Origin of the sequence: Rhizobium sp. TRM95796, assembly GCF_025779995.1 — a bacterium.
Lineage (GTDB): Bacteria > Pseudomonadota > Alphaproteobacteria > Rhizobiales > Rhizobiaceae > Rhizobium_E.
Genome location: NZ_JAOXHE010000010.1, coordinates 220060 through 238138, shown reverse-complemented (window position 1 = coordinate 238138; position 18079 = coordinate 220060). Strand labels below are relative to the sequence as shown.

General features: G+C 63.4%; 16 protein-coding genes. 6 read left to right on the top strand and 10 right to left on the bottom strand.

The genetic code is table 11. From position 1 onward, the window contains the following. Positions 1-256: 256 nt before the first annotated feature. From OCK01_RS20905 to OCK01_RS20890, 4 genes are all read right to left on the bottom strand, one after another. On the bottom strand, positions 257-391 hold the full coding sequence (locus OCK01_RS20905) for a hypothetical protein (protein WP_412179049.1): 135 nt from the start codon (positions 389-391) through the stop codon (positions 257-259). A gap of 61 nt (positions 392-452) precedes the next feature. After that, complete coding sequence (locus OCK01_RS20900) at positions 453-740, bottom strand: hypothetical protein (protein WP_263825620.1); 288 nt, start codon at positions 738-740, stop codon at positions 453-455. A 582-nt stretch (positions 741-1322) separates the two neighbouring features. Next, positions 1323-2243 carry a B12-binding domain-containing protein gene (locus tag OCK01_RS20895; protein WP_263825619.1) on the bottom strand — a complete coding sequence of 307 codons (921 nt, stop codon included), beginning with the start codon at positions 2241-2243 and terminating at the stop codon, positions 1323-1325. Between the two features lie 216 nt (positions 2244-2459). Next, on the bottom strand, positions 2460-2843 hold the full coding sequence (locus tag OCK01_RS20890) for a c-type cytochrome (RefSeq protein ID WP_263825618.1): 384 nt from the start codon (positions 2841-2843) through the stop codon (positions 2460-2462). Between the two features lie 167 nt (positions 2844-3010). Here OCK01_RS20890 and OCK01_RS20885 point away from each other — a divergent pair, with 167 nt between their 5' ends. After that, positions 3011-3457: a TspO/MBR family protein gene (locus OCK01_RS20885; RefSeq protein ID WP_263825617.1), complete on the top strand. Its 447-nt coding sequence runs from the start codon at positions 3011-3013 to the stop codon at positions 3455-3457. Here the strand turns inward: OCK01_RS20885 and OCK01_RS20880 are convergent. The 6 genes from OCK01_RS20880 to OCK01_RS20855 all read right to left on the bottom strand — a co-directional run bounded on the left by OCK01_RS20880 (position 3424) and on the right by OCK01_RS20855 (position 9770). Next, entirely contained in the window at positions 3424-3723 is a 300-nt protein-coding gene (locus OCK01_RS20880; RefSeq protein WP_263825616.1) for a hypothetical protein, read from the bottom strand. The genes OCK01_RS20885 and OCK01_RS20880 overlap by 34 nt on opposite strands. Beyond that, positions 3720-4952, bottom strand: coding sequence for a geranylgeranyl diphosphate reductase (locus OCK01_RS20875; protein ID WP_263825615.1), 1233 nt, complete (start codon positions 4950-4952; stop codon positions 3720-3722). Before OCK01_RS20875 ends, OCK01_RS20880 begins: the two co-directional genes overlap by 4 nt. 4 nt (positions 4953-4956) lie before the next feature. After that, positions 4957-6321: a BCD family MFS transporter gene (locus OCK01_RS20870; protein ID WP_263825614.1), complete on the bottom strand. Its 1365-nt coding sequence runs from the start codon at positions 6319-6321 to the stop codon at positions 4957-4959. A gap of 11 nt (positions 6322-6332) precedes the next feature. Then, positions 6333-7253, bottom strand: a complete 921-nt coding sequence (gene chlG, locus OCK01_RS20865; protein ID WP_263825613.1) for a chlorophyll synthase ChlG — start codon at positions 7251-7253, stop codon at positions 6333-6335. A 133-nt stretch (positions 7254-7386) separates the two neighbouring features. Further along, the gene (ppsR, locus tag OCK01_RS20860; protein WP_263825612.1) at positions 7387-8796 is read right to left on the bottom strand and encodes a transcriptional regulator PpsR; all 1410 of its coding nucleotides are present in this window, start codon (positions 8794-8796) and stop codon (positions 7387-7389) included. 23 nt (positions 8797-8819) lie between these two features. Beyond that, positions 8820-9770, bottom strand: a complete 951-nt coding sequence (locus tag OCK01_RS20855) for a cobalamin-binding protein (RefSeq protein WP_263825611.1) — start codon at positions 9768-9770, stop codon at positions 8820-8822. A 225-nt stretch (positions 9771-9995) separates the two neighbouring features. On the opposite strand from OCK01_RS20855, the gene bchF reads away from it, so the two are divergent. Genes bchF through bchL form a run of 5 tightly spaced genes read left to right on the top strand, consistent with a single transcriptional unit; the run spans position 9996 to position 18057 of the window. Then, positions 9996-10544, top strand: coding sequence for a 2-vinyl bacteriochlorophyllide hydratase (gene bchF / locus OCK01_RS20850; RefSeq protein ID WP_263825610.1), 549 nt, complete (start codon positions 9996-9998; stop codon positions 10542-10544). Beyond that, positions 10541-11854 carry a ferredoxin:protochlorophyllide reductase (ATP-dependent) subunit N gene (locus OCK01_RS20845; RefSeq protein ID WP_263825609.1) on the top strand — a complete coding sequence of 438 codons (1314 nt, stop codon included), beginning with the start codon at positions 10541-10543 and terminating at the stop codon, positions 11852-11854. Before bchF ends, OCK01_RS20845 begins: the two co-directional genes overlap by 4 nt. Next, the gene (gene bchB, locus OCK01_RS20840; RefSeq protein ID WP_263825608.1) at positions 11851-13386 is read left to right on the top strand and encodes a ferredoxin:protochlorophyllide reductase (ATP-dependent) subunit B; all 1536 of its coding nucleotides are present in this window, start codon (positions 11851-11853) and stop codon (positions 13384-13386) included. Before OCK01_RS20845 ends, bchB begins: the two co-directional genes overlap by 4 nt. Continuing rightward, positions 13361-17131: a magnesium chelatase subunit H gene (locus OCK01_RS20835; RefSeq protein ID WP_263825634.1), complete on the top strand. Its 3771-nt coding sequence runs from the start codon at positions 13361-13363 to the stop codon at positions 17129-17131. The genes bchB and OCK01_RS20835 overlap by 26 nt, the downstream gene beginning before the upstream one ends. Continuing rightward, positions 17128-18057, top strand: a complete 930-nt coding sequence (gene bchL / locus OCK01_RS20830) for a ferredoxin:protochlorophyllide reductase (ATP-dependent) iron-sulfur ATP-binding protein (RefSeq protein ID WP_263825607.1) — start codon at positions 17128-17130, stop codon at positions 18055-18057. The genes OCK01_RS20835 and bchL overlap by 4 nt, the downstream gene beginning before the upstream one ends. Positions 18058-18079: the final 22 nt, after the last annotated feature.

Below are 18079 nucleotides of genomic sequence, written 5' to 3'. Positions count from 1 at the left end.
CCTGAAGGCCGCAGGTTCAAATCCTGCCCCCGCAACCAAAACCAAAGCACGATCAATCAAGCCCCAAGGCAATCGCCAGGGGGCTTTCTGTGTTCGACGTCTCGCGTCTAGGCCGTGTCCTCGTCCTTGAAGAACGATCGTTGAAAAGCTTTCCAACGACGGATTTGAGTTTCTAGCGGAGCAAGCGCTGCTCAGAAATCGGCCCACAAAAACGCGATCCAGGCGAGGATGCGGCGGAGGTTGTAGCCTATGGCGGTCAGGACGGTGTTGATGGCGTCCCCTGGGCATGGGCGAGATGGTTGGGGCCCATGCGATGGTCGTCCTTGTGGTGGCCGATGACCGGCTCGACGGCCGATCGCCTGCGCATCTCCCGTTTGATCTGGTCGGTCATTCCGCCCTTCTTGCCGGTGGTATAGACCTTGAAGCGGTGGGACTTGGGGGCATAATGGCCTTTATAGCCGGCATCGGCGATGATGCGGGTCAGCGTTGCGCCAACCCGGGCCTCGACGGCAGGGATGACGGTTCGAGCGTATGTCCGTCATAGGTCTTTCGGGAAGCGCCTGGATATGGGTAACGAACTGGCCGCTCTTGGAGCGGTGCGGGGTGGTGGCGACGGAGACCTTGACGCGGTTGACATTGCGGTTGCCGGCATGGACGCGTCTCGCCAGCATCAGTTCGTTGGCGACAGCCGCCTCGAATTCAACATCGCTCTTGGCCTTACGGACGATGCCGCGGGTCACGCTTCCCAGATATGTTCTTAATCTTCTCGATGCCTTGCCAGTTCGCTTGAACTGCTCGGCATACGCATATCGTTGGTGCTTGATCAGCGCATGCTTGCCGACCCGCCATAGTATTTCCTGAGTGCGACGCCGAGCTTTCGCACCAGCCTGACCAGCCGCTCGCGGGCGCGATGCATCAGCTAGGCGTCGGTCGGATAGGTCGCCGTCTTCGGCTGCACGTTGGTGTCGACAACCGCCCTGGTGAAGTCGGCCTGCCTGGCCGCCTTGGTCCGCAGCGCCGTCGCCAGGCTTTCCTCCAGAAGCGTGTTGGGTTTGTCCTCGCCCGTCCTCTGGCGTCAGCGCGTCATCACCAAGCGCTTAAACGGCCGGTCGTGGCGGAAGAATTCCTCGCCGCAGAATAGCCGGACACAAAGAATCACGATTTGCCATTCCGCGCATTTGCAAGTTCCTGCGCTCGCAGCCGCGGAAATTCGTAAATGAAACGTTCAACATCCGAATATTACCGAGCAAATCAGATAACTCCGAATTCTTCACGGGCGACAAATTAATAAATCTACAAGATCTGAACACGGTCGCCACATGCTACACGCTGCTCGCCAACTGCACCACATCCAGCGCGGAACACGTGACAAAATGCGCGCCAATCCGCTGAAATATCTTCGGGGCGGCGACGACGGCGGGGCCGCCAAGTGCGATTTTGGTGGCGCGCAGCCGGGGGGTGGATTGGACGCGGTCGATCGCCTGGGTGCACTCGGCGATGTCGTCCATGCGACCCACGGATATGCCGAGAAGCTTGTAGGGCCGTCGGGCGAGCCTGGCGTAGAGATCGTCGCCGATTTCGAGATCGCTGCCGCCCTCGACATCCCAGCCCATGTCTCGAAAACAGGATGCAATGATGGTGACGCCCAGCGTATGCGCCGCACCCCGCGTGCAGGCGAGAAGAACGCCGCGTCGTTCCGGCTGTTCGGCTTGGCTGGAATGGGCGGCGTAGGAGACATGGTTCACGATCATTCGAAGGCGGGTCGAGGCGACTGCCACCTGCATGAAATCGGCCTCATCGCTGCACCAGAGATCGCCCAAGCGCGTCGCAACCGGCGCGAAAAGATGCACCGCCAGGGTCTGGATCGGCACGGATGATCGCAGCAACTCGTCCATCACCGCCCGATGATGCCGCGGATCGGGATGCACAAGACAGGCGAGCAGCGGCTCGCGAAAATCCACAGCCCGCTCCGCGCCGGGCATTTGCCTGGCGAGTGGATGCAGTTCCGGATGAAGACGGAATTCGGGATCATCGGACGGCGGACTACGGTCGTGAAGCGATACGATGTCCGGGTGACTTGCCCCGACAATGCTCGACACCGAGCCGCGTATCGCCCTTTCGAGAATCCGGTGATCGTTTGAATTCAAATGGTTCTCGCCGCAGGCGGCGTACCCGGTATTCGACGTTGCGATGCCCGAATTCGCCGGCGAGCGATCGCGGCTCTCATTCTCGTTGTCGGCCATGTCCCCCTCCCGGTGATTGGCCTCACCCACGCGTCTCCCTCGCGTACAATCACCATACCCTATCCTTGACCTTTCGCAAATTGCGAAATTGGATATCTGTGTTTCGACCGCGATCTTCGGCCGTATCCGGCATTTTACCCTAAGCTCCGGGCCGCGGCGTCTTTAGACCGCATTCGTCGCGTTCGCCCGGAAAGCGCGAACGCGACGACTGCTGTTCTATTTCGCCGCGCTTGCCTGTTTGAGATAGGCGATGACATTGACGACGTCGGCGTCTTTCTTCAGCCCCGGAAAGGCCATTTTCGTGCCTTTCACCAGACCGCGCGGATCGGGCAAATAGGCCTTGAGAAGCGCTTCATCCCAGACCTTGCCCTGACCGAACTCGACCATGGCCTTGGAATATTTGAAGCCTTCCACCGTGCCGGGCTGGCGGCCGATGACGCCGTACAGCGACGGGCCGATTTTGGCCTTGTCGGTGTCGGCATTGTGACAGGGCATGCATTTCTTGAACACGTCCATGCCTGCGGCGGCGTCGCCCTCCTGCGCCCAGGTCGCTGCGGGGACCGCAGCGATGGCCAGGCTGAAGACGATTATGCGGAACATTGTCATTGTTTCCTCCCTTACGGAAGCCTGATGGAAACTGCTTCCGCAGCTAAAGGGTTGAGGGCGTCGCCAGAGCGGCCGGAATGGGTCGCTCTCGCATTTGTCACGTTGCGGTTCGGCCGCGAACGTGTAGTCTTTGGCTGCCGATCCAAGAACGGGAGGCCGCCATGGCTGCCATCATCTTCATCGCCATCGTTGTCACCGCTGCATCGAGCGGAGCGATTTTCAAGCCCGGCGAATGGTATGACGGTCTGAGAAAGCCGGGCTGGACACCGCCGAAATGGGCGTTTCCCGTGGTCTGGACCCTGCTTTATGCCGGCATCGCCTATGCCGGATGGGTAGTCTGGGTGACGACGGGCTGGTCGCCGCCGCTTCTGTTCTGGGGCGCGCAGATCCTGTTCAACGCGTCGTGGTCTTGGATCTTTTTCGGCCTCCGCAAGATGAACCTCGCCCTTGTCGACATCGCATTGCTCTGGCTCTCCATCCTCGGTTTCATCGCGACCGCCTGGCCGGTGTCGGTCGCGGCGGCGCTGTTGTTCATTCCCTATCTCGCCTGGGTCACCACAGCGGGATTTCTCAACTATTCCGTCCTTCGCTTAAACCCTTCCGCGTAAGGCTCGGCGCGCAGAAAGATGTCGATCCCATGCGCGGCGAGCGAGCCCGCCAGCAGAAGCAGGACCCAGAGCGGGTTTTGTTGCGCGAGGGCGAGGCCGACGGCCGAGAGAAGGCAGGAGCCTGAACAGGCGTTGGCCGCGAGCATCCTGAACCGGCGCAGGGGTTCAGGCGACAGGAGCGAAAGCGCCGCCGTTTCGACCCACAGAACGGCGATCGCGAACGCGCTGATCCAGCCGGAGGTAAGCAGATCGAGGAGAACAGTCATTTCTGGCTCGCCGGGTGACTGAAGAGCTCACGGATATCCTTCAAAAATACGCGCAGATGCGCGAAAGGATCTCGGCGCGATATTTTTTTGTTCAAATAAGATTCCCAGGTCAGACGCTGGACATCCGGATCGGCGCAGAGCGAGACGAATTTCTCGCGCAGCCGATCGCTGCGATACCAGACCGCCTGCATGACGCCGAGGATGAAGAACACGCGACCATGATCCCGCATAAAGGCGCGGCGCGCCTGTTTCAGCGGGGCGGCTCGACCTGTGGCGAGGCAGGCGTCCACCGCCTCGGCGCAGAGCCGTCCGCTCAGCATGGCGTAATAGATGCCTTCGCCGGAGGAGGGGGCCACGGTCCCGGCGGCGTCGCCGGTCAAAAGCACGTTGCGGCCGTTGTCCCAGCGCCGCATCGGCTTCAGCGGTAAAGGCGCGCCTTCGCGGCGTATGGTGCGGCAGCCCGCCAGGCCCGACGCCTGCCTGAGCGCTGCGGTCGCCTGACGCAGATCGTGCCCCTTTACGCCCGAGCCGCAACCGACGGAAGTCTGCTTCCCATGCGGAAACACCCAGCCATAGAAATCCGGAGAGATGCGGCCGTCATAGACGACGTCGCAGCGGTCGGCGGCGAAGGCAGTGGGCGCGCAACCATCGGGCGTCTCGACGATCTCATGATAGGCGAAGACATAGGTGGGACGCCGATGAGCAGCGAACATTTGTCGGCGCACCACCGAATTTGCGCCATCCGCGCCGATCACCATTCTGGCGCGCGCTGTATCGCGCGCCGGGATGGAATGACGTTCGCCTCGCGAAAGGGTGAGATCGAGCATGCCATCCGCCGTTTGTTCGAGCGTGTCGAGCCTGCCCTCGAGGAAATACGCGCCCGCGGCAATGGCGCGACCGCGCAGATAGGGGTCGAAGGTGACGCGATCGACCATGCCGACGAAACCGATATCGCCGATGCGCATCTCCACCGCTCGGCCGGATGGAGCGATGATGCGCGCGCCGTAGGCGCGGGCGACGAGACAGTCTTCGGGGATCGAGAAATCCTTCAAAGCGCGCGACGGAATGGCGCCCCCGCAAGGCTTGATCCTGTTGCAGGGGTCGACGAGCAGGACGGAGCGACCCGCCAAGACGAGACGTTCGGCGGCGATCGCGCCGCTCGGCCCGCCGCCGATCACGGCGACGTCGAAGATTTCCGGCCAGGTCTTCGGAACGTCGGTTGCGGACATGGCCTCACTCCGCCGGCTGTATGGATGCCGGATAGTCGGCGTCGGCGATATCGCGGCTCTCCCGCCCCAGGGCGAAGGCGACCGCCGTCGACATGAGGAAGAGCAGAGCCTCGAGGCCGAAAACGAGCGCGAAGGCGGTCTCATCGGCGCCGGTGTAGCGCCGGCCGAGATCCAGCGCGACGCTGCCGAGCAATCCGCCGATACCGAAAGAAATCGCCTGAGCCGCTCCCCAGACCCCCATCCGCATGCCGGCATTGCCGCTGGCGCCGCGGGTGGCGAGTGTCATCATGGCTCCGATCGCCGCCACGGCGAACACGCCATTCATGAAGCCGAGCGCGAATACATTGACTTGAAGCGGCCAGCGCGGCGCGAGCGTCGCGGCAAAACAAAGCGCGACCAGCGCCAATGCCGAACCGAAGCAGCCGGTGATGATGAAGATTCGGGTGAGATTGGGCAGCCGCCGTCCAAACAGAAAACCTCCGCCGCCGACCAGCGCCATGCCGAGGAACACGCCCATGTGCTGTGACCCCGACAAGCGGGTCGATTCACCCGGGCTCATCCCGAACAAGAGGCCCGCAAAAGGTTCGAGGATGAGGTCCTGGGTCGAATAAGCCAGCATCGACAGGAATATGAACAGGGTGAAGAGCTTGGCCTGGCGATCCCGCCACACGTTTTTCAGGCTGTCGTTAAAGCCAGGCTTCGGCGCTGCTGCGGTCTCGTTTGCGATTTCCGGCCGAGCCTCGAGGCGATAAATGGCCAACCATGCGACGAGGAAGGCCGTTGCGCCGGTGGCGGCGGTGACGACCACGAGCCGCTCGGGCGAATAGGGGTCCAGCAGAGTGCCTGTCACGATGGAGGTTGCGATGATGCCGAAGATCATCATCATCCAGGTGATCGTTGCGGCGCTGGCCCGGCGTTCCGCGGCTGTGCGGGTGGCGATCAAGGCCAAGAGCGAGGTCCCGCTCGCGCCGACGCCCATGCCGATCAGAACATAAGCGACGACGGCGATCGCCAGGCCGGCCAGATGGCTGTGGGGAAACAGAAATGTCGTGGCCGAGGCCAGAACCCCGCCGAGCGCCAGTATCGCCAGCCCGATCAGGATCCAGGAGGCGCGCGACCCGCCGGCGTCGGAACGATGACCCCAGAGCGGACGGGTGATTTGCACGGCGTAGTGCAGGCCGACCAGCAGTCCCGGAACGACGGCGGCGAGACCGAGCTCGACGACCATCACCCGGTTCAGCGTCGAATTGGTCAGCACCACGATGGCTCCGATCGCCGCCTGAACGAGGCCGAGCCTGACGATGTCGAGCCAGCCGAGTCCGGTCGATGTCTTCGAGAGACGGTGAAGGGTCGGTCCGGTGGTCTGCATCGCGATTTCCTTCAGCCAATCGGGAGGGGGATGTCGAGGTGACGCATGCCGAAGGCCGCGATCATCATGCCCCCGACATAGAGGCCGACGCCGATCGACGAATACCAGACGGCGCGACGCACGGGATCGGCGACGAAACGGATCATCAGCGCCGCCTGGATGACCAGCAGGATCGCCACGGCGAGCGCGTGATTGGCGAGACCCCAGAGCAAAAGCAGCATCGCCACCGCGAGCTGCGGCGCCGCCATCGTGACGGATGCGATGATGGCCGCCGCCCTCGGTCCGTGCCGCGCCGGCAGCGTGGCGATGTTCATCTCGCGGTCGCCGCGGATGGACTTGAAATCGTTGAGCGTGAGGATGCCGTGCGCGCCGACGCCGTAAAGGAGCGCGACGAGCAGGATCGAGCCTGTCGGCGCTCGTCCGGTCATGGCCGTGGCCGCGGTGATCCAGGGCAAGGTTTCATAGCTCAGGCCGACCACGGCATTGCCGATCCAGCCATTTTGCTTGAAGCGAAAGGGCGGGGCGCTGTAGGCCCAGGCGAAGGCGAGGCCGATGAGCGCCGGCAGAAGGACGTGCGGGCCGAGCAGCGCCGCGGCCAGCGCCGAAAGCAGCGACATCGCAATCGCGATCCCAAGACCCCAGCGACCCGGCATCCGACCGGAGGGGATGACGCGATGCGGTTCGTTGATCGCATCGACATGACGGTCGAACCAATCGTTGATCGCCTGGCTCGCGCCGCAGAGCAACGGACCGGCGAGGACGACCCCGGCGATTGCGGCGGCTGCGGCGTTCGCGAAGGTCTCACCCGACGAAATCGCGCCGCACGCATAGGCCCACATCGGCGGGAACCAGGTGATGGGCTTCAGCAACGCGATTACCGCCGAAGGGCTCGGCCAGTCTGCAGGCTGGGTGTGGGTTCGGGTGATCTGCATGTCCGAATGCTAGACGCGGCCACGAGAAGTGTCAATTAAAATTGACAGTGTCATACGGTGCGGACAGTCGTGTAGATTCTGCGCGCCGATGGGTTCATCGGACCGACGTTACGGGCAAGGGGAAGAGCGAAGGTCAGTTGGAAGGACGGTAGTCTTCCAGGCCGTGCCGACGGAGCTTGATGTAGAGGCTCTGGCGTGACAGGCCTAGAATTTCGGCGGCGTAGGCGCGGTTGTTGTTGGTCTGGTCCAGAGCCGCTTCGATGCAGATTTTTTCGATCACGTCGAGTGATTCTCGCATCAGGTCTTTCAGCGGCACCTTGCCGACGAGGTTGGCGAAGCCCTCCGCCTGTTCAGGCGCTCCTGGCGTAGGTATGGCGAGTCGTTCGACGGCGATCGGCTGCGTCGCCAGGATCAGTTGCACCTGGCCCGCCTCGGAATTGCGCCTGGCTGAGATTTGCACCGCGCGCTCGCCGGCGAAATTGTCCGTAAGAACCGTCGAGAAGCCGCGAACGATCTGCTCTTCGGTCAGTCGCGAATAGAGAACGTGCATATCGAGCGTCGATTTGCCGAACCAGGACCCGATGTTGCGCCCAAGAACCTGCGCCAGCGACGGAGCATGAACCAGATCGAGGAACAGCGCATTGGCGGCGATCACCTGACCCTCGGCATTGGTCTGCACGGCCGCTTCCGGCAGGTCCGAAAGATCGGCGACGCCGGCGACCGGTTTCTCGACATGCTGGCGGCGCGCCTCGACAGCGTCGCCGCTCGCCCAGACCGAAACGATCAGATTGGTCGCGCCGTTCTCGCGATAGGAGCGCAGATTGAGAGAGACCGCGTCACCCTTGGAATTCTTGGTGTTTTCGAGAAAAACCGCGTTGGCGCTATGGCGCGCCTCGGCCATGGCGTCGCTGATACGGTCGCGATCCTGCTTGCCGAAGAGATCGCGGAACGACCGACCGACGATCCCGCCGCCATTCGCCGACAGCAGAGCGAGCGCGGCGGCGTTCGCATCGAGCACCGTCTTGCGTTCGCCGTCGATCATCAGATGCGCGATCGTCGAGATCCGGAAGGCGGTGCGATAGCGGGCTTCCGCTTCCTGAAGTTCGCGGTAATCGGCCTCCAGATCCATCTGTGTTTCGACCAGGCGCTGCTGGTCCAGCATCTGCTGGCGCAGTTCCCGCCCTACGACGAGGGTGAACGGAAATTCCGGCGCGGCAAACGCCGAATAGAGCACCGGCAGGTCTGGTTTGCCGTCGGACGGATGATTGATCTGGTAGCCGCGCGAATGACGAATCTTGTCGTCTCCCGACAGCATCGCCTCTACCTTGGGGACAGACTCGACCGTCACCAGATCCTGGAGACGCTTGCCGACAGCCTTGGCGAGGCCGTAGCTGCCGATCTCTGGGTCGGACACGAAGACGCGGGAGACTCTATGGGAATGATCGACGAGCATGACGACGTCGGCGCTCAGACCGACCAGCGCCCCGATGGAATCGGCGTCGAGCGATTTGAGCAGGCTTACCGCGACTTCAAAGCCATGCATTGCGCTCGCACCGTTCAGAGGCTTCATCGTTTCAGCCAATCCGTTCCGCGGGCGCTCGCAGCAGTCTTGCGGCCGCTTGTTTTCGCCTGGTGGCCGAACTTTTCCAGTTCGTAGAAACTTTCACAGATCCTAGATGCGGAATAAACGCTGTCACATATGCAGTCAATCCCCAAACGTACAAGAAAATCAACGGACTCCAGCGCCGCGACGCCGCCGGTCACGATTGGCGGCCGCGCATGTGGTCGTTGCAGTTTTATCGTGTCGACGAGTTGCGTAAAGGTCGGCCGCAAGCGGATATTGCTCCAGCCGATGCAGACGATATCGGCCTGGTCTATCGCCGTGCGCAGCCGCGCGCCGCGCGCGTCTTCGCCTTCGAGAATGAGGCTCGTCCAGCCAAGCGCGTCGAACAGCAGGCCGAGGAGATGCAGCATCAGCGTATGTTGCTCGCCATAGGGCGTCGTCAGCACCACGAAAGGCGCCGATGCGGCCGCGTGCATGCCCCGATATTCGAACGACAAGGACCGGATCAACTCCTGCAGCCGCGCGACGCCGATGCTGACATCGACAAAGCTGCAATCGCCGCTCACCCAGCGCTGCCCCAGAAGGCGGGCGACGGTCTCGATGAAGAGGATTCTCACGAAATCTGGCTGTTCCTGAGGCAGTTCGTCGCGAAGATAGTCGCGCAGACGCGACGGCCGGACGCGCGGACTGACGATCAAGCGACAGAAATCCGCGAGCGCCAGATCGTAGCGCCTGTCATGCTCCAGCCCGATTTCATAGCGCGCGGCCAGCTTGTCGGCGGTCATCGACGCCACCGTCCCCCCAATAATGCGGCGAAGCTCATCCCGTTCGCTGGATAGGAGGTACACGTCCGCTCGATGCGGAGCAAGGGTCGCCCGGCTTTTCAGGCTTTCCGGTCGGGCAAGCGCCCCCGGTGGGAACCCTCGTCCCCCTTGATATGAGATCTCATCCATCCAGCCCCGCGCGCGAGCGCCTCCCTCACCGATGACGAGCAAATGCGGCCCCGGGATGCAGCGCGGATCCAGCCGTCTTCTGCGCCAGCGAGCATTCCTAGAATGCCAGACTGCAACCAGATGTAAATGAAAATTAACGTCAACCTAAGTTGACACTGTGACATTTACAGGACTACTCTCCGTCGTCATCCCAATAGGCCCTAGGGATGCATCCGGGGAGAAGACATGACCACGATGGGCAGGACCGAACAGACGGCGTCCGCTCCCGTTCTTTACACCGAGGAGGAAAGACGGAAGCGCGACGAAAGTGGATGGACCCTGGTTCAGGGCATTCTCGCGCCAATCCAATTCGTCGTGTTCCTGGCGAGTCTGACATTTATCCTGCGCTATATGATCACCGGCAACGGCCTGTTGGCGGCGGAGGTCTCGATCGTCGCCAAGACGTTCACGCTCTACGCCATCATGATCACCGGTTCGATCTGGGAAAAGCAGGTGTTCGGCTGCTACCTCTTTGCGCGGCCTTTCTTCTGGGAAGATGTTTTCTCCATGCTGGTGCTGGCGCTACACACCGCCTATCTGCTGGCGCTTTTTCTGGGGCTGTTTGGCGATCACGGTCGCCTGCTGCTCGCGCTTGCAGCCTATGCGACCTATGTGGTCAACGCTGGTCAGTTCGTCTGGAAGCTCCGGCTTGCGCGTCTCGACGCCGCGTCGCGGCGGTCGGCGCCTGCGGTCGGTCTCGCCTCCGGGCTCGAAATCCCGGGAGGCGCATCATGACCACGCCCATGATCGATCTCCCGTCGACCGCCTGCGCCAGTCCGCCCGTGGTGCGCGAGCGCGGCCAGCACGAAGTCTTTTGCGGCCTGACCTCGATCATCTGGCTGCATCGCAAGGTGCAGGACGCGTTTTTCCTCATCGTCGGTTCACGCACCTGCGCCCATCTCATGCAGTCGGCGGCGGGCGTGATGATCTTTTCGGAACCCCGTTTCGCCACCGCCATCATGGAAGAGCGCGATCTCGCCGGCATGGCCGACATGCATGACGAACTCGATCAGGTCGTCGCCCGGCTTCTCGACCGCAGGCCCGATATCCGCATGCTCGTGCTGGTAGGCTCCTGTCCTTCCGAAGTCATCAAACTGGACCTCGGTCGCGCCGCTGGCCGTCTGAACGGACACCATGCGCCGCGTTGCCGGGTGATCGCCTATTCCGGCAGCGGCATAGAGACGACATTCACCCAAGGCGAAGACAATTTCCTCGCCGCACTCGTCGCGGATGCGGCCAAGCCCGCTGCGCCGAAAGCCCGCGCCCGCCTGGTCGTCGCAGGATGTCTCGCCGATGTGGTGGAGGATCAGTTCCAGCGTCTCCTGGCCGCCATGGGCATTGATGATGTCGTGTTCCTGCCCGGCCGCAGCGCCACTGCCGGGCTCGGCATCGGCCCCGAGACGCGCTACGTGCTGGCTCAACCCTATCTCGGCGCGACGGCGCAGGCGCTCGACGCCCGCGGCGGGCGGCGCATCGACGCCATCTTCCCGCTGGGAAGCGAGGGAACCACGGCCTGGCTTTGGGCCATCGCCGCCGCCTTCGGCATCGACCGCGCCCGGTTCGACGCCGTCGTGGCCCAGCCGCGCAAACGCGCCCGGCAGGCGATCGAGCATTATCGCGGCTGGCTTGCCGGAAAGAAGATCTTCTTCTTTCCCGACTCCCAGCTCGAACCGTCGCTCGCCCGCTATCTTCATCAGGAACTTGACGCGGATATCGTCGAAGTCGGCAGCCCTTATCTGCATCGAGAGCATGTCGCCGGCGAAATCGCGCTCTTGCCGCCGGGCGTCATCGTCTCCGAAGGACAGGATGTCGATCGACAGATCGATCGCTGCCACGCCGCCGCGCCGGATCTGATCGTCTGCGGGCTGGGGCTCGCCAATCCCTTCGAGGCCGAGGGCCGCATCACCAAATGGTCGATCGAATTCGCCTTCACGCCGATCCAGGGCTATGAGCAGGCCGGCGATCTCGCAGAACTCTTCGCGCGCCCGCTGATGCGCAATCACATCCTGACCGGCCGCCCGGCAAACATGGAGGCGGCCGAATGAAACTCTCCCTGTGGACCTATGAAGGACCTCCCCATGTCGGCGCCATGCGGATTGCCGCATCCATGCGCGGCGTCCACTACGTTCTTCATGCGCCGCAGGGAGACACCTATGCCGATCTTCTCTTTACGATGATCGAGCGCCGGTCGACGCGTCCGCCGGTCACCTACACCACATTCCAGGCGCGCGACCTCTCGGGTTCGACGGCCGATATTTTCAAGACTGCCTGTCAGGCCGCGGTCGACCGCTTCCAGCCCGAGGCGCTGCTGGTCGGCGCTTCGTGCACCGCCGAACTGCTGCAGGACGATCCCGGCGGGCTCGCCCGCGCGCTGGATATGCCGCTGCCGGTCATTCCGCTGGAACTGCCGTCCTACCAGAAGAAGGAAAACTGGGGCGCGGCCGAAACCTTTTACCGTCTGGTGCGCGCTTTCGCCGGCCCGGTCGCCCGCCCGGCGGAGATCGCGCCAAACAGCTGCAACATTCTCGGCCCAACTGCGCTGGGCTTCCGCTGCCGCGACGATGTCGAGGAAATCCGGCGGCTTCTCACCGATGAGGGATTCGATGTCCGCGTCGTCGCCCCGCTCGACGCCAGCCCCGCCGATCTCGCCCGCCTGCCGGAAGCCGCCTTCAACATCGTGCTCTATCCGGAGATCGCCGACACCGCGGCGCGCTGGCTGCAGAAGACCCATGGCATGCCTTTCACCGCCACGATTCCGATCGGCGTCGGCGCAACCAGGCGCTTCCTCGCTGAGGCGCGCGCTCTGGCCGGGTTTGCGCTACAGAGCACAGGCGAATCGGGGCAGGGCGGGAAAGACCGGCTCACCTGGTACGCCCGATCTGTCGACAGCACCTATCTCACCAATAAGCGGGTCTTCATCTTCGGCGACGCCACCCACGCCATCGCCGCCGCGCGCATTGCTTCGGAGGAACTCGGTTTCCGCGTTTGCGGGCTGGGAACCTATATGCGCGAATTCGCCCGCGACGTTCGCGAGGCCGCCGCCCGCTACGGCGTAGACGCGCTGATCACCGACGATCATCTCGATGTCGAGGCCGCCATCGTCGCGGCCCGCCCCGAGCTCGTGCTGGGCACGCAGATGGAGCGCCATATCGCCAAGCGGCTGAGGGTCCCCTGCGCGGTGATCTCGGCGCCGGTGCATGTTCAGGATTTTCCCGCACGCTATTCGCCGCAGATGGGTTTCGAAGGCGCCAATGTCATCTTCGACAGCTGGGTGCATCCGCTCATGATGGGACTGGAGGAGCATCTCCTGCAGATGTTCCGCGACGATTTCGAGTTCAACGACGAGGCCGCCGCCTCGCATCTACATCCGCATGCCACCGCCGAACAGGTCGATGCGCCTGCGCCTGCCGAGGCGGCGCGGATCTGGACGGTCGACGCCGAGCGCGAATTGAAAAAAGTACCCTTTTTCGTGCGCGGCAAGGCCCGGCGCAACACCGAACTCTTTGCCGCCAGCAAAGGCATTCACCCGATCACCGTGGAGACGCTGTATGATGCGAAAGCCCATTTCGCCCGCTGACAGCACCCCGGTCAGGGTGGTGCTGGTCACTTTGGACAATCACATCGCCGCCGCCGTCGACGACGCCCGCCGCGCGTTGGCCCGCGATTTGCCGGGCCTGACGCTGACGGTTCACGCCGCCACCGACTGGGCGGAGGATCTAACGAGCCTGGCCGACTGCCGGGCCGCGATCCTCGGAGGCGACATCATCATCGTCTCGATGATCTTCGTCGAAGAACATGTGCGCGCCATCGCCGACGTGTTGGAAGTCCGCCATCGCGATTGCGACGCCATGGTCTGCTGCATGTCGGCCGGCACGATCATGAAATACACCACCATGGGTCGCTTCCGCATGAGCGACGAGCAGAAGGGGCCGTTGGCGCTGTTGAAGAAGTTGCGCGGCTCGAGCTCGCGCAACGGCCGCGACAGCGGCAAGACCGCCGGCGAGCGCCAACTCGCCATGCTCCGGCGGCTGCCGCAGCTTCTGCGCTTCATCCCCGGCACTGCGCAGGATGTGCGCAATTATTTCCTGACGCTGCAATACCGCATCGCCGCCTCGGACGAGAACATCGCCAATATGGTGCGGCTGCTTGTGGGCAAATATGCGCGCGGCGACCGCAAGGGGCTGCAGGGCCGGATTTCGGTCGGAGATCCCGTCGACTATCCCGAGATCGGGCTCTATCATCCGCGCCTCACGCCGCGGGTCACCGAGCAGCTAAGGGCCCTGCCGCCGCTCGATGCGTCGAAGGGGACCATCGGACTGCTGTTGCTCCGGACCTATATTTTGTCCGGCGACACCGGTCATTACGATCGGGTGATAGGCGCGCTGGAAGCGCGGGGATATCGCGTCCTGCCGGTCTTCTCGAGCGGGCTCGACATGCGCGCCGCGATCAGCCGCTACATGGACCCGTCCGAAGGCGGCCTCAAGGTCGATGCGCTCTGCTCGCTCACCGGCTTCTCGCTGGTCGGCGGCCCCGCTTATAGCGACGCCAAGGCCGCAGCGGAGACGCTCGAAAAGCTCGATGTCCCCTACCTCTCCGCCTTCGTGACCGAATTCCAGTCGAAAGAGGGCTGGCAGGCGTCCACGCAGGGACTGACGCCGATCGAAACGACGTTGATGGTCGCTATTCCCGAACTCGACGGCGCCGTCGGCTCGATGGTCATCGGCGGTCGATCCGATTGCGGCGGCAAATCGAAACCCTGCATCTGCGCCCGCGAACTCGGTCAATGCCCCGAGGGCCGCGCCTGCATGCAGCCGGATGACGAACGCGTCGGCTTGCTGGCTGATCGGCTGGCGGCGATGGCCAATCTCCGCCGCAGCGCTCGGCGCGAGCGCCGCATCGCGGTGACGCTGTTCAACTATCCGCCCAACAGCGGCAGCATCGGAACGGCTGCTTTCCTGTCGGTGTTCGAAAGCCTCTACGAGACGATGCGGCGACTCCAGGCTGAAGGCTATGATGTCGAGACGCCCGAAAGCGTCGACGCCCTGCGCGGCATGATCCTCGAAGGCAATGCGGCGCTTTACGGCGTCGAAGCGAATGTGCATGCGATCATCCCCACCGACGATCATGTCCGGCGCCAGCGCCATCTCGACGAAATCGAGGCGCAATGGGGGACGGCGCCTGGCCGCATTCTCAGCAATGGCTGCGGCATTTTCCTGCTCGGCCGGCAGTTCGGCAAGCTGCTGGTCGGTCTGCAACCGTCCTTCGGCTATGAAGGCGATCCGATGCGGCTGCTGTTCGAAGCCGGCTTTGCCCCCAATCATGCTTTTGCGGCCTATTACACCTATCTTCGCGAAGTCTTCCGCGCCGATGCGGTGCTGCATTTCGGCACCCATGGCGCGCTCGAATTCATGCCCGGCAAGCAGAGCGGATTATCCTCGACTTGCTGGCCCGACCGCATTCTCGGCGCGCTGCCGAACTTCTATCTCTATGCCGCCAACAATCCCTCCGAAGGCTCGATCGCCAAGCGCCGCTCGGCCGCCACGCTCATTTCCTACCTGACGCCGCCGGTCACGCAAGCCGGGCTCTACAAGGGGCTGAGCGAGCTGAAATCGAGCCTCGACCGCTACCGCGCCACGGCGCCCGAAGCGCTGGCCGAGCGCGAGAAACTGATTGCGCTCATCCGCGTCCAGGCCGAGCAGTTGGACCTCGCCGGCGATAACGCCCAAAGCAGCGACGCGCCCTTCGTCCAGGAGATCCTGCGCGCGGTCAATGAGCTCGAATATGCGCTGATTCCGCATGGTCTTCATGTCGCGGGCCGTCCGATGGACAGAGCCGAGCGGCTCGATATGCTCGCGCATGTCGCGGCGGGCATGGAGGATGCAGCCGGGATCAAGGATGACGCCGACCTGTTGTCAGCGATCATAGATGCCGACGAGGCGCGCATCGCCGCTATGATGCGACAGGCGGATGAAGGCCGGAAGCAAGCGGTCGTCCGGCTTTCGGCGCTGAATGCCGGACTTGCGGAAAACCGCGAACTCGATGGGCTCGTCCGGGCGCTCGATGGGCGTTTCGTCATGCCGTCGCCTTCCGGTGATCTCCTGCGCACGCCGGAGCTTCTGCCGACCGGGCGCAACATTCACGGCTTCGATCCCTTCGGCATTCCGAGCGCCTTTGCCGTGCAGGACGGCGCGCGCCAGGCCGCGCGCGTGCTCGACCGCTACATGAAGATCGACGGCCGCCTGCCGGAAACCGTGGCGATGGTGCTGTGGGGCACCGACAATCTCAAGACCGGCGGCGCGCCGCTCGCCCAGGCCATGGCGCTGATGGGCGCGACGCCGAAGCTCGATTTCTACAATCGCGTCTGCGGGGCGATCCTGATCCCGCTCGAAGAGCTGAAGCGCCCACGCATCGATGCGGTGGTGACGCTCTCCGGCATCTTCCGTGATCTCCTGCCGATCCAGGCGAGCATGCTGGCCGAAGCGAGCTATCTCGCCGCCGCCGCCGATGAACCGGTCGAAATGAATTTCATCCGCAAGCATGCGCTCGCCTATTGCGAGAGCCATGGCTGCGATATCGAGCAGGCCGCCTATCGCGTCTTCTCCAATGCGGACGGCGCCTACGGGGCCAATGTCAACATGCTGATCGCGTCGTCCGCCTGGTCCGACGACGAGGAGATCGCCGACACTTATACCAGCCGCAAGAGCTTCGCCATCAATCGCAAGGGCAAGACCAGCCGGCAGACGGAGGTTCTCGACGCCATGCTGGGCGAGGTCGACATGGCCTATCAGAATCTCGAATCCGTCGAGGTCGGCGTCACCACAATCGAGAACTATTTCGACACGCTGGGCGGGCTCACCAAGGCCGTCAACCGCGCCAAGGGCGGCGGGGCTCTTCCGGTGTTCATCTCCGACCAGACCCAGGGCGAGGGCAAGGTGCGGACGCTCGGTGAACAGGTGGCGCTCGAAACCCGCACCCGGACGCTGAATCCCAAATGGTTCGAAGGCATGCTCAAGCATGGCTATGAAGGCGTGCGCCATATCGAGACCCAGGTCGCCAACACGCTCGGCTGGTCGGCGACCACCGGCGGCGTCGACCCCTGGGTCTACCAGCAGATGACCGAGACGTTCATGCTGGATCCGGCGATGCGCCGTCGGCTGTCGGCCCTCAACCCGGCCTCCACCGCCCGCGTCGCGTCGCGTCTGATGGAAGCGCATGAGCGGAATTACTGGCAACCCGACGCCGAAACGCTCGCCGCTCTCAGGCTGGCGGGCGAAGAACTGGAAGACCGTCTCGAAGGCGTGGTCAGGGAGGCTGCCCAATGAACATCTACACCCATGCCAAGACAGCCGAACATGACGCGCGCGTCGCCCGCAAGCTGCGGGAGCGCGCCGATGGCGAGGGCAGCGTCCAGGTCCATCTCGACCCGACAATGGAAATCGAAGGAGCCAAGGTCTTCGCCGTCTATGGCAAGGGCGGGATCGGCAAATCCACCACCTCGTCAAACCTCTCGGTCGCCTTTTCCAAGATCGGCAAGCGGGTGCTGCAGATCGGCTGCGACCCCAAGCACGATTCCACCTTCACGCTCACCAAGAGCCTGATCCCGACGGTGATCGATGTCCTGGAAAAGGTCGACTTCCACAGCGAGGAACTCCGGCCCGAAGACTATATGGTCGAAGGCTATAACGGCGTGCAATGCATCGAGGCGGGCGGTCCGCCGGCCGGCACCGGCTGCGGCGGTTATGTCGTCGGCCAGACCGTCAAGCTTCTCAAGGAACATCACCTGCTCGACGACACCGACGTGGTGATCTTCGACGTGCTGGGCGATGTGGTCTGCGGCGGCTTCGCGGCGCCGCTTCAGCATGCCGAACGCGCCGTGGTGGTGGCCGCCAACGATTTCGACTCCATCTTCGCGATGAACCGCATCGTCGCCGCCATCAAGGCCAAGTCGCGCAATTACGAGGTCCGTCTCGGCGGCGTCATCGCCAATCGCTCTCGCGAGACCGATCAGATCGACCGCTATAACGCCGCGATCGGGCTCAAGCGCCTCGCCCATGTGCCGGATTCCGATCATGTCCGGCTGAGCCGCCTCAAGAAGAGCACGCTGTTTGAGATGGGAGACGCCCCCGAGATCAAGGGAATCCAGGCTGAATATATCCAGCTTGCCGAACGGCTCTGGGCCGGCACGCCGGCGCTCGAAGCCGAGCCGATGAAGGATCGGCAGATCTTCGAATTCCTCGGTTTTGAATGAGACGCGGGCGGGAGGACAGACG

Excerpts from the sequence above, each read along its gene's own strand:
- OCK01_RS20870 (WP_263825614.1), bottom strand. The coding sequence starts at position 6,321 with ATGCAGACCACCGGACCGACCCTTCACCGTCTCTCGAAGACATCGACC.
- OCK01_RS20855 (WP_263825611.1), bottom strand. The coding sequence starts at position 9,770 with ATGGATGAGATCTCATATCAAGGGGGACGAGGGTTCCCACCGGGGGCG.
- OCK01_RS20835 (WP_263825634.1), top strand. The coding sequence starts at position 13,361 with ATGCGAAAGCCCATTTCGCCCGCTGACAGCACCCCGGTCAGGGTGGTG.
- OCK01_RS20890 (WP_263825618.1), bottom strand. The coding sequence starts at position 2,843 with ATGTTCCGCATAATCGTCTTCAGCCTGGCCATCGCTGCGGTCCCCGCA.
- bchF (WP_263825610.1), top strand. The coding sequence starts at position 9,996 with ATGACCACGATGGGCAGGACCGAACAGACGGCGTCCGCTCCCGTTCTT.
- OCK01_RS20880 (WP_263825616.1), bottom strand. The coding sequence starts at position 3,723 with ATGACTGTTCTCCTCGATCTGCTTACCTCCGGCTGGATCAGCGCGTTC.
- OCK01_RS20885 (WP_263825617.1), top strand. The coding sequence starts at position 3,011 with ATGGCTGCCATCATCTTCATCGCCATCGTTGTCACCGCTGCATCGAGC.
- OCK01_RS20905 (WP_412179049.1), bottom strand. The coding sequence starts at position 391 with ATGACCGACCAGATCAAACGGGAGATGCGCAGGCGATCGGCCGTCGAG.
- chlG (WP_263825613.1), bottom strand. The coding sequence starts at position 7,253 with ATGCAGATCACCCGAACCCACACCCAGCCTGCAGACTGGCCGAGCCCT.
- bchB (WP_263825608.1), top strand. The coding sequence starts at position 11,851 with ATGAAACTCTCCCTGTGGACCTATGAAGGACCTCCCCATGTCGGCGCC.
- ppsR (WP_263825612.1), bottom strand. The coding sequence starts at position 8,796 with ATGCATGGCTTTGAAGTCGCGGTAAGCCTGCTCAAATCGCTCGACGCC.
- bchL (WP_263825607.1), top strand. The coding sequence starts at position 17,128 with ATGAACATCTACACCCATGCCAAGACAGCCGAACATGACGCGCGCGTC.
- OCK01_RS20845 (WP_263825609.1), top strand. The coding sequence starts at position 10,541 with ATGACCACGCCCATGATCGATCTCCCGTCGACCGCCTGCGCCAGTCCG.
- OCK01_RS20875 (WP_263825615.1), bottom strand. The coding sequence starts at position 4,952 with ATGTCCGCAACCGACGTTCCGAAGACCTGGCCGGAAATCTTCGACGTC.
- OCK01_RS20895 (WP_263825619.1), bottom strand. The coding sequence starts at position 2,243 with ATGGCCGACAACGAGAATGAGAGCCGCGATCGCTCGCCGGCGAATTCG.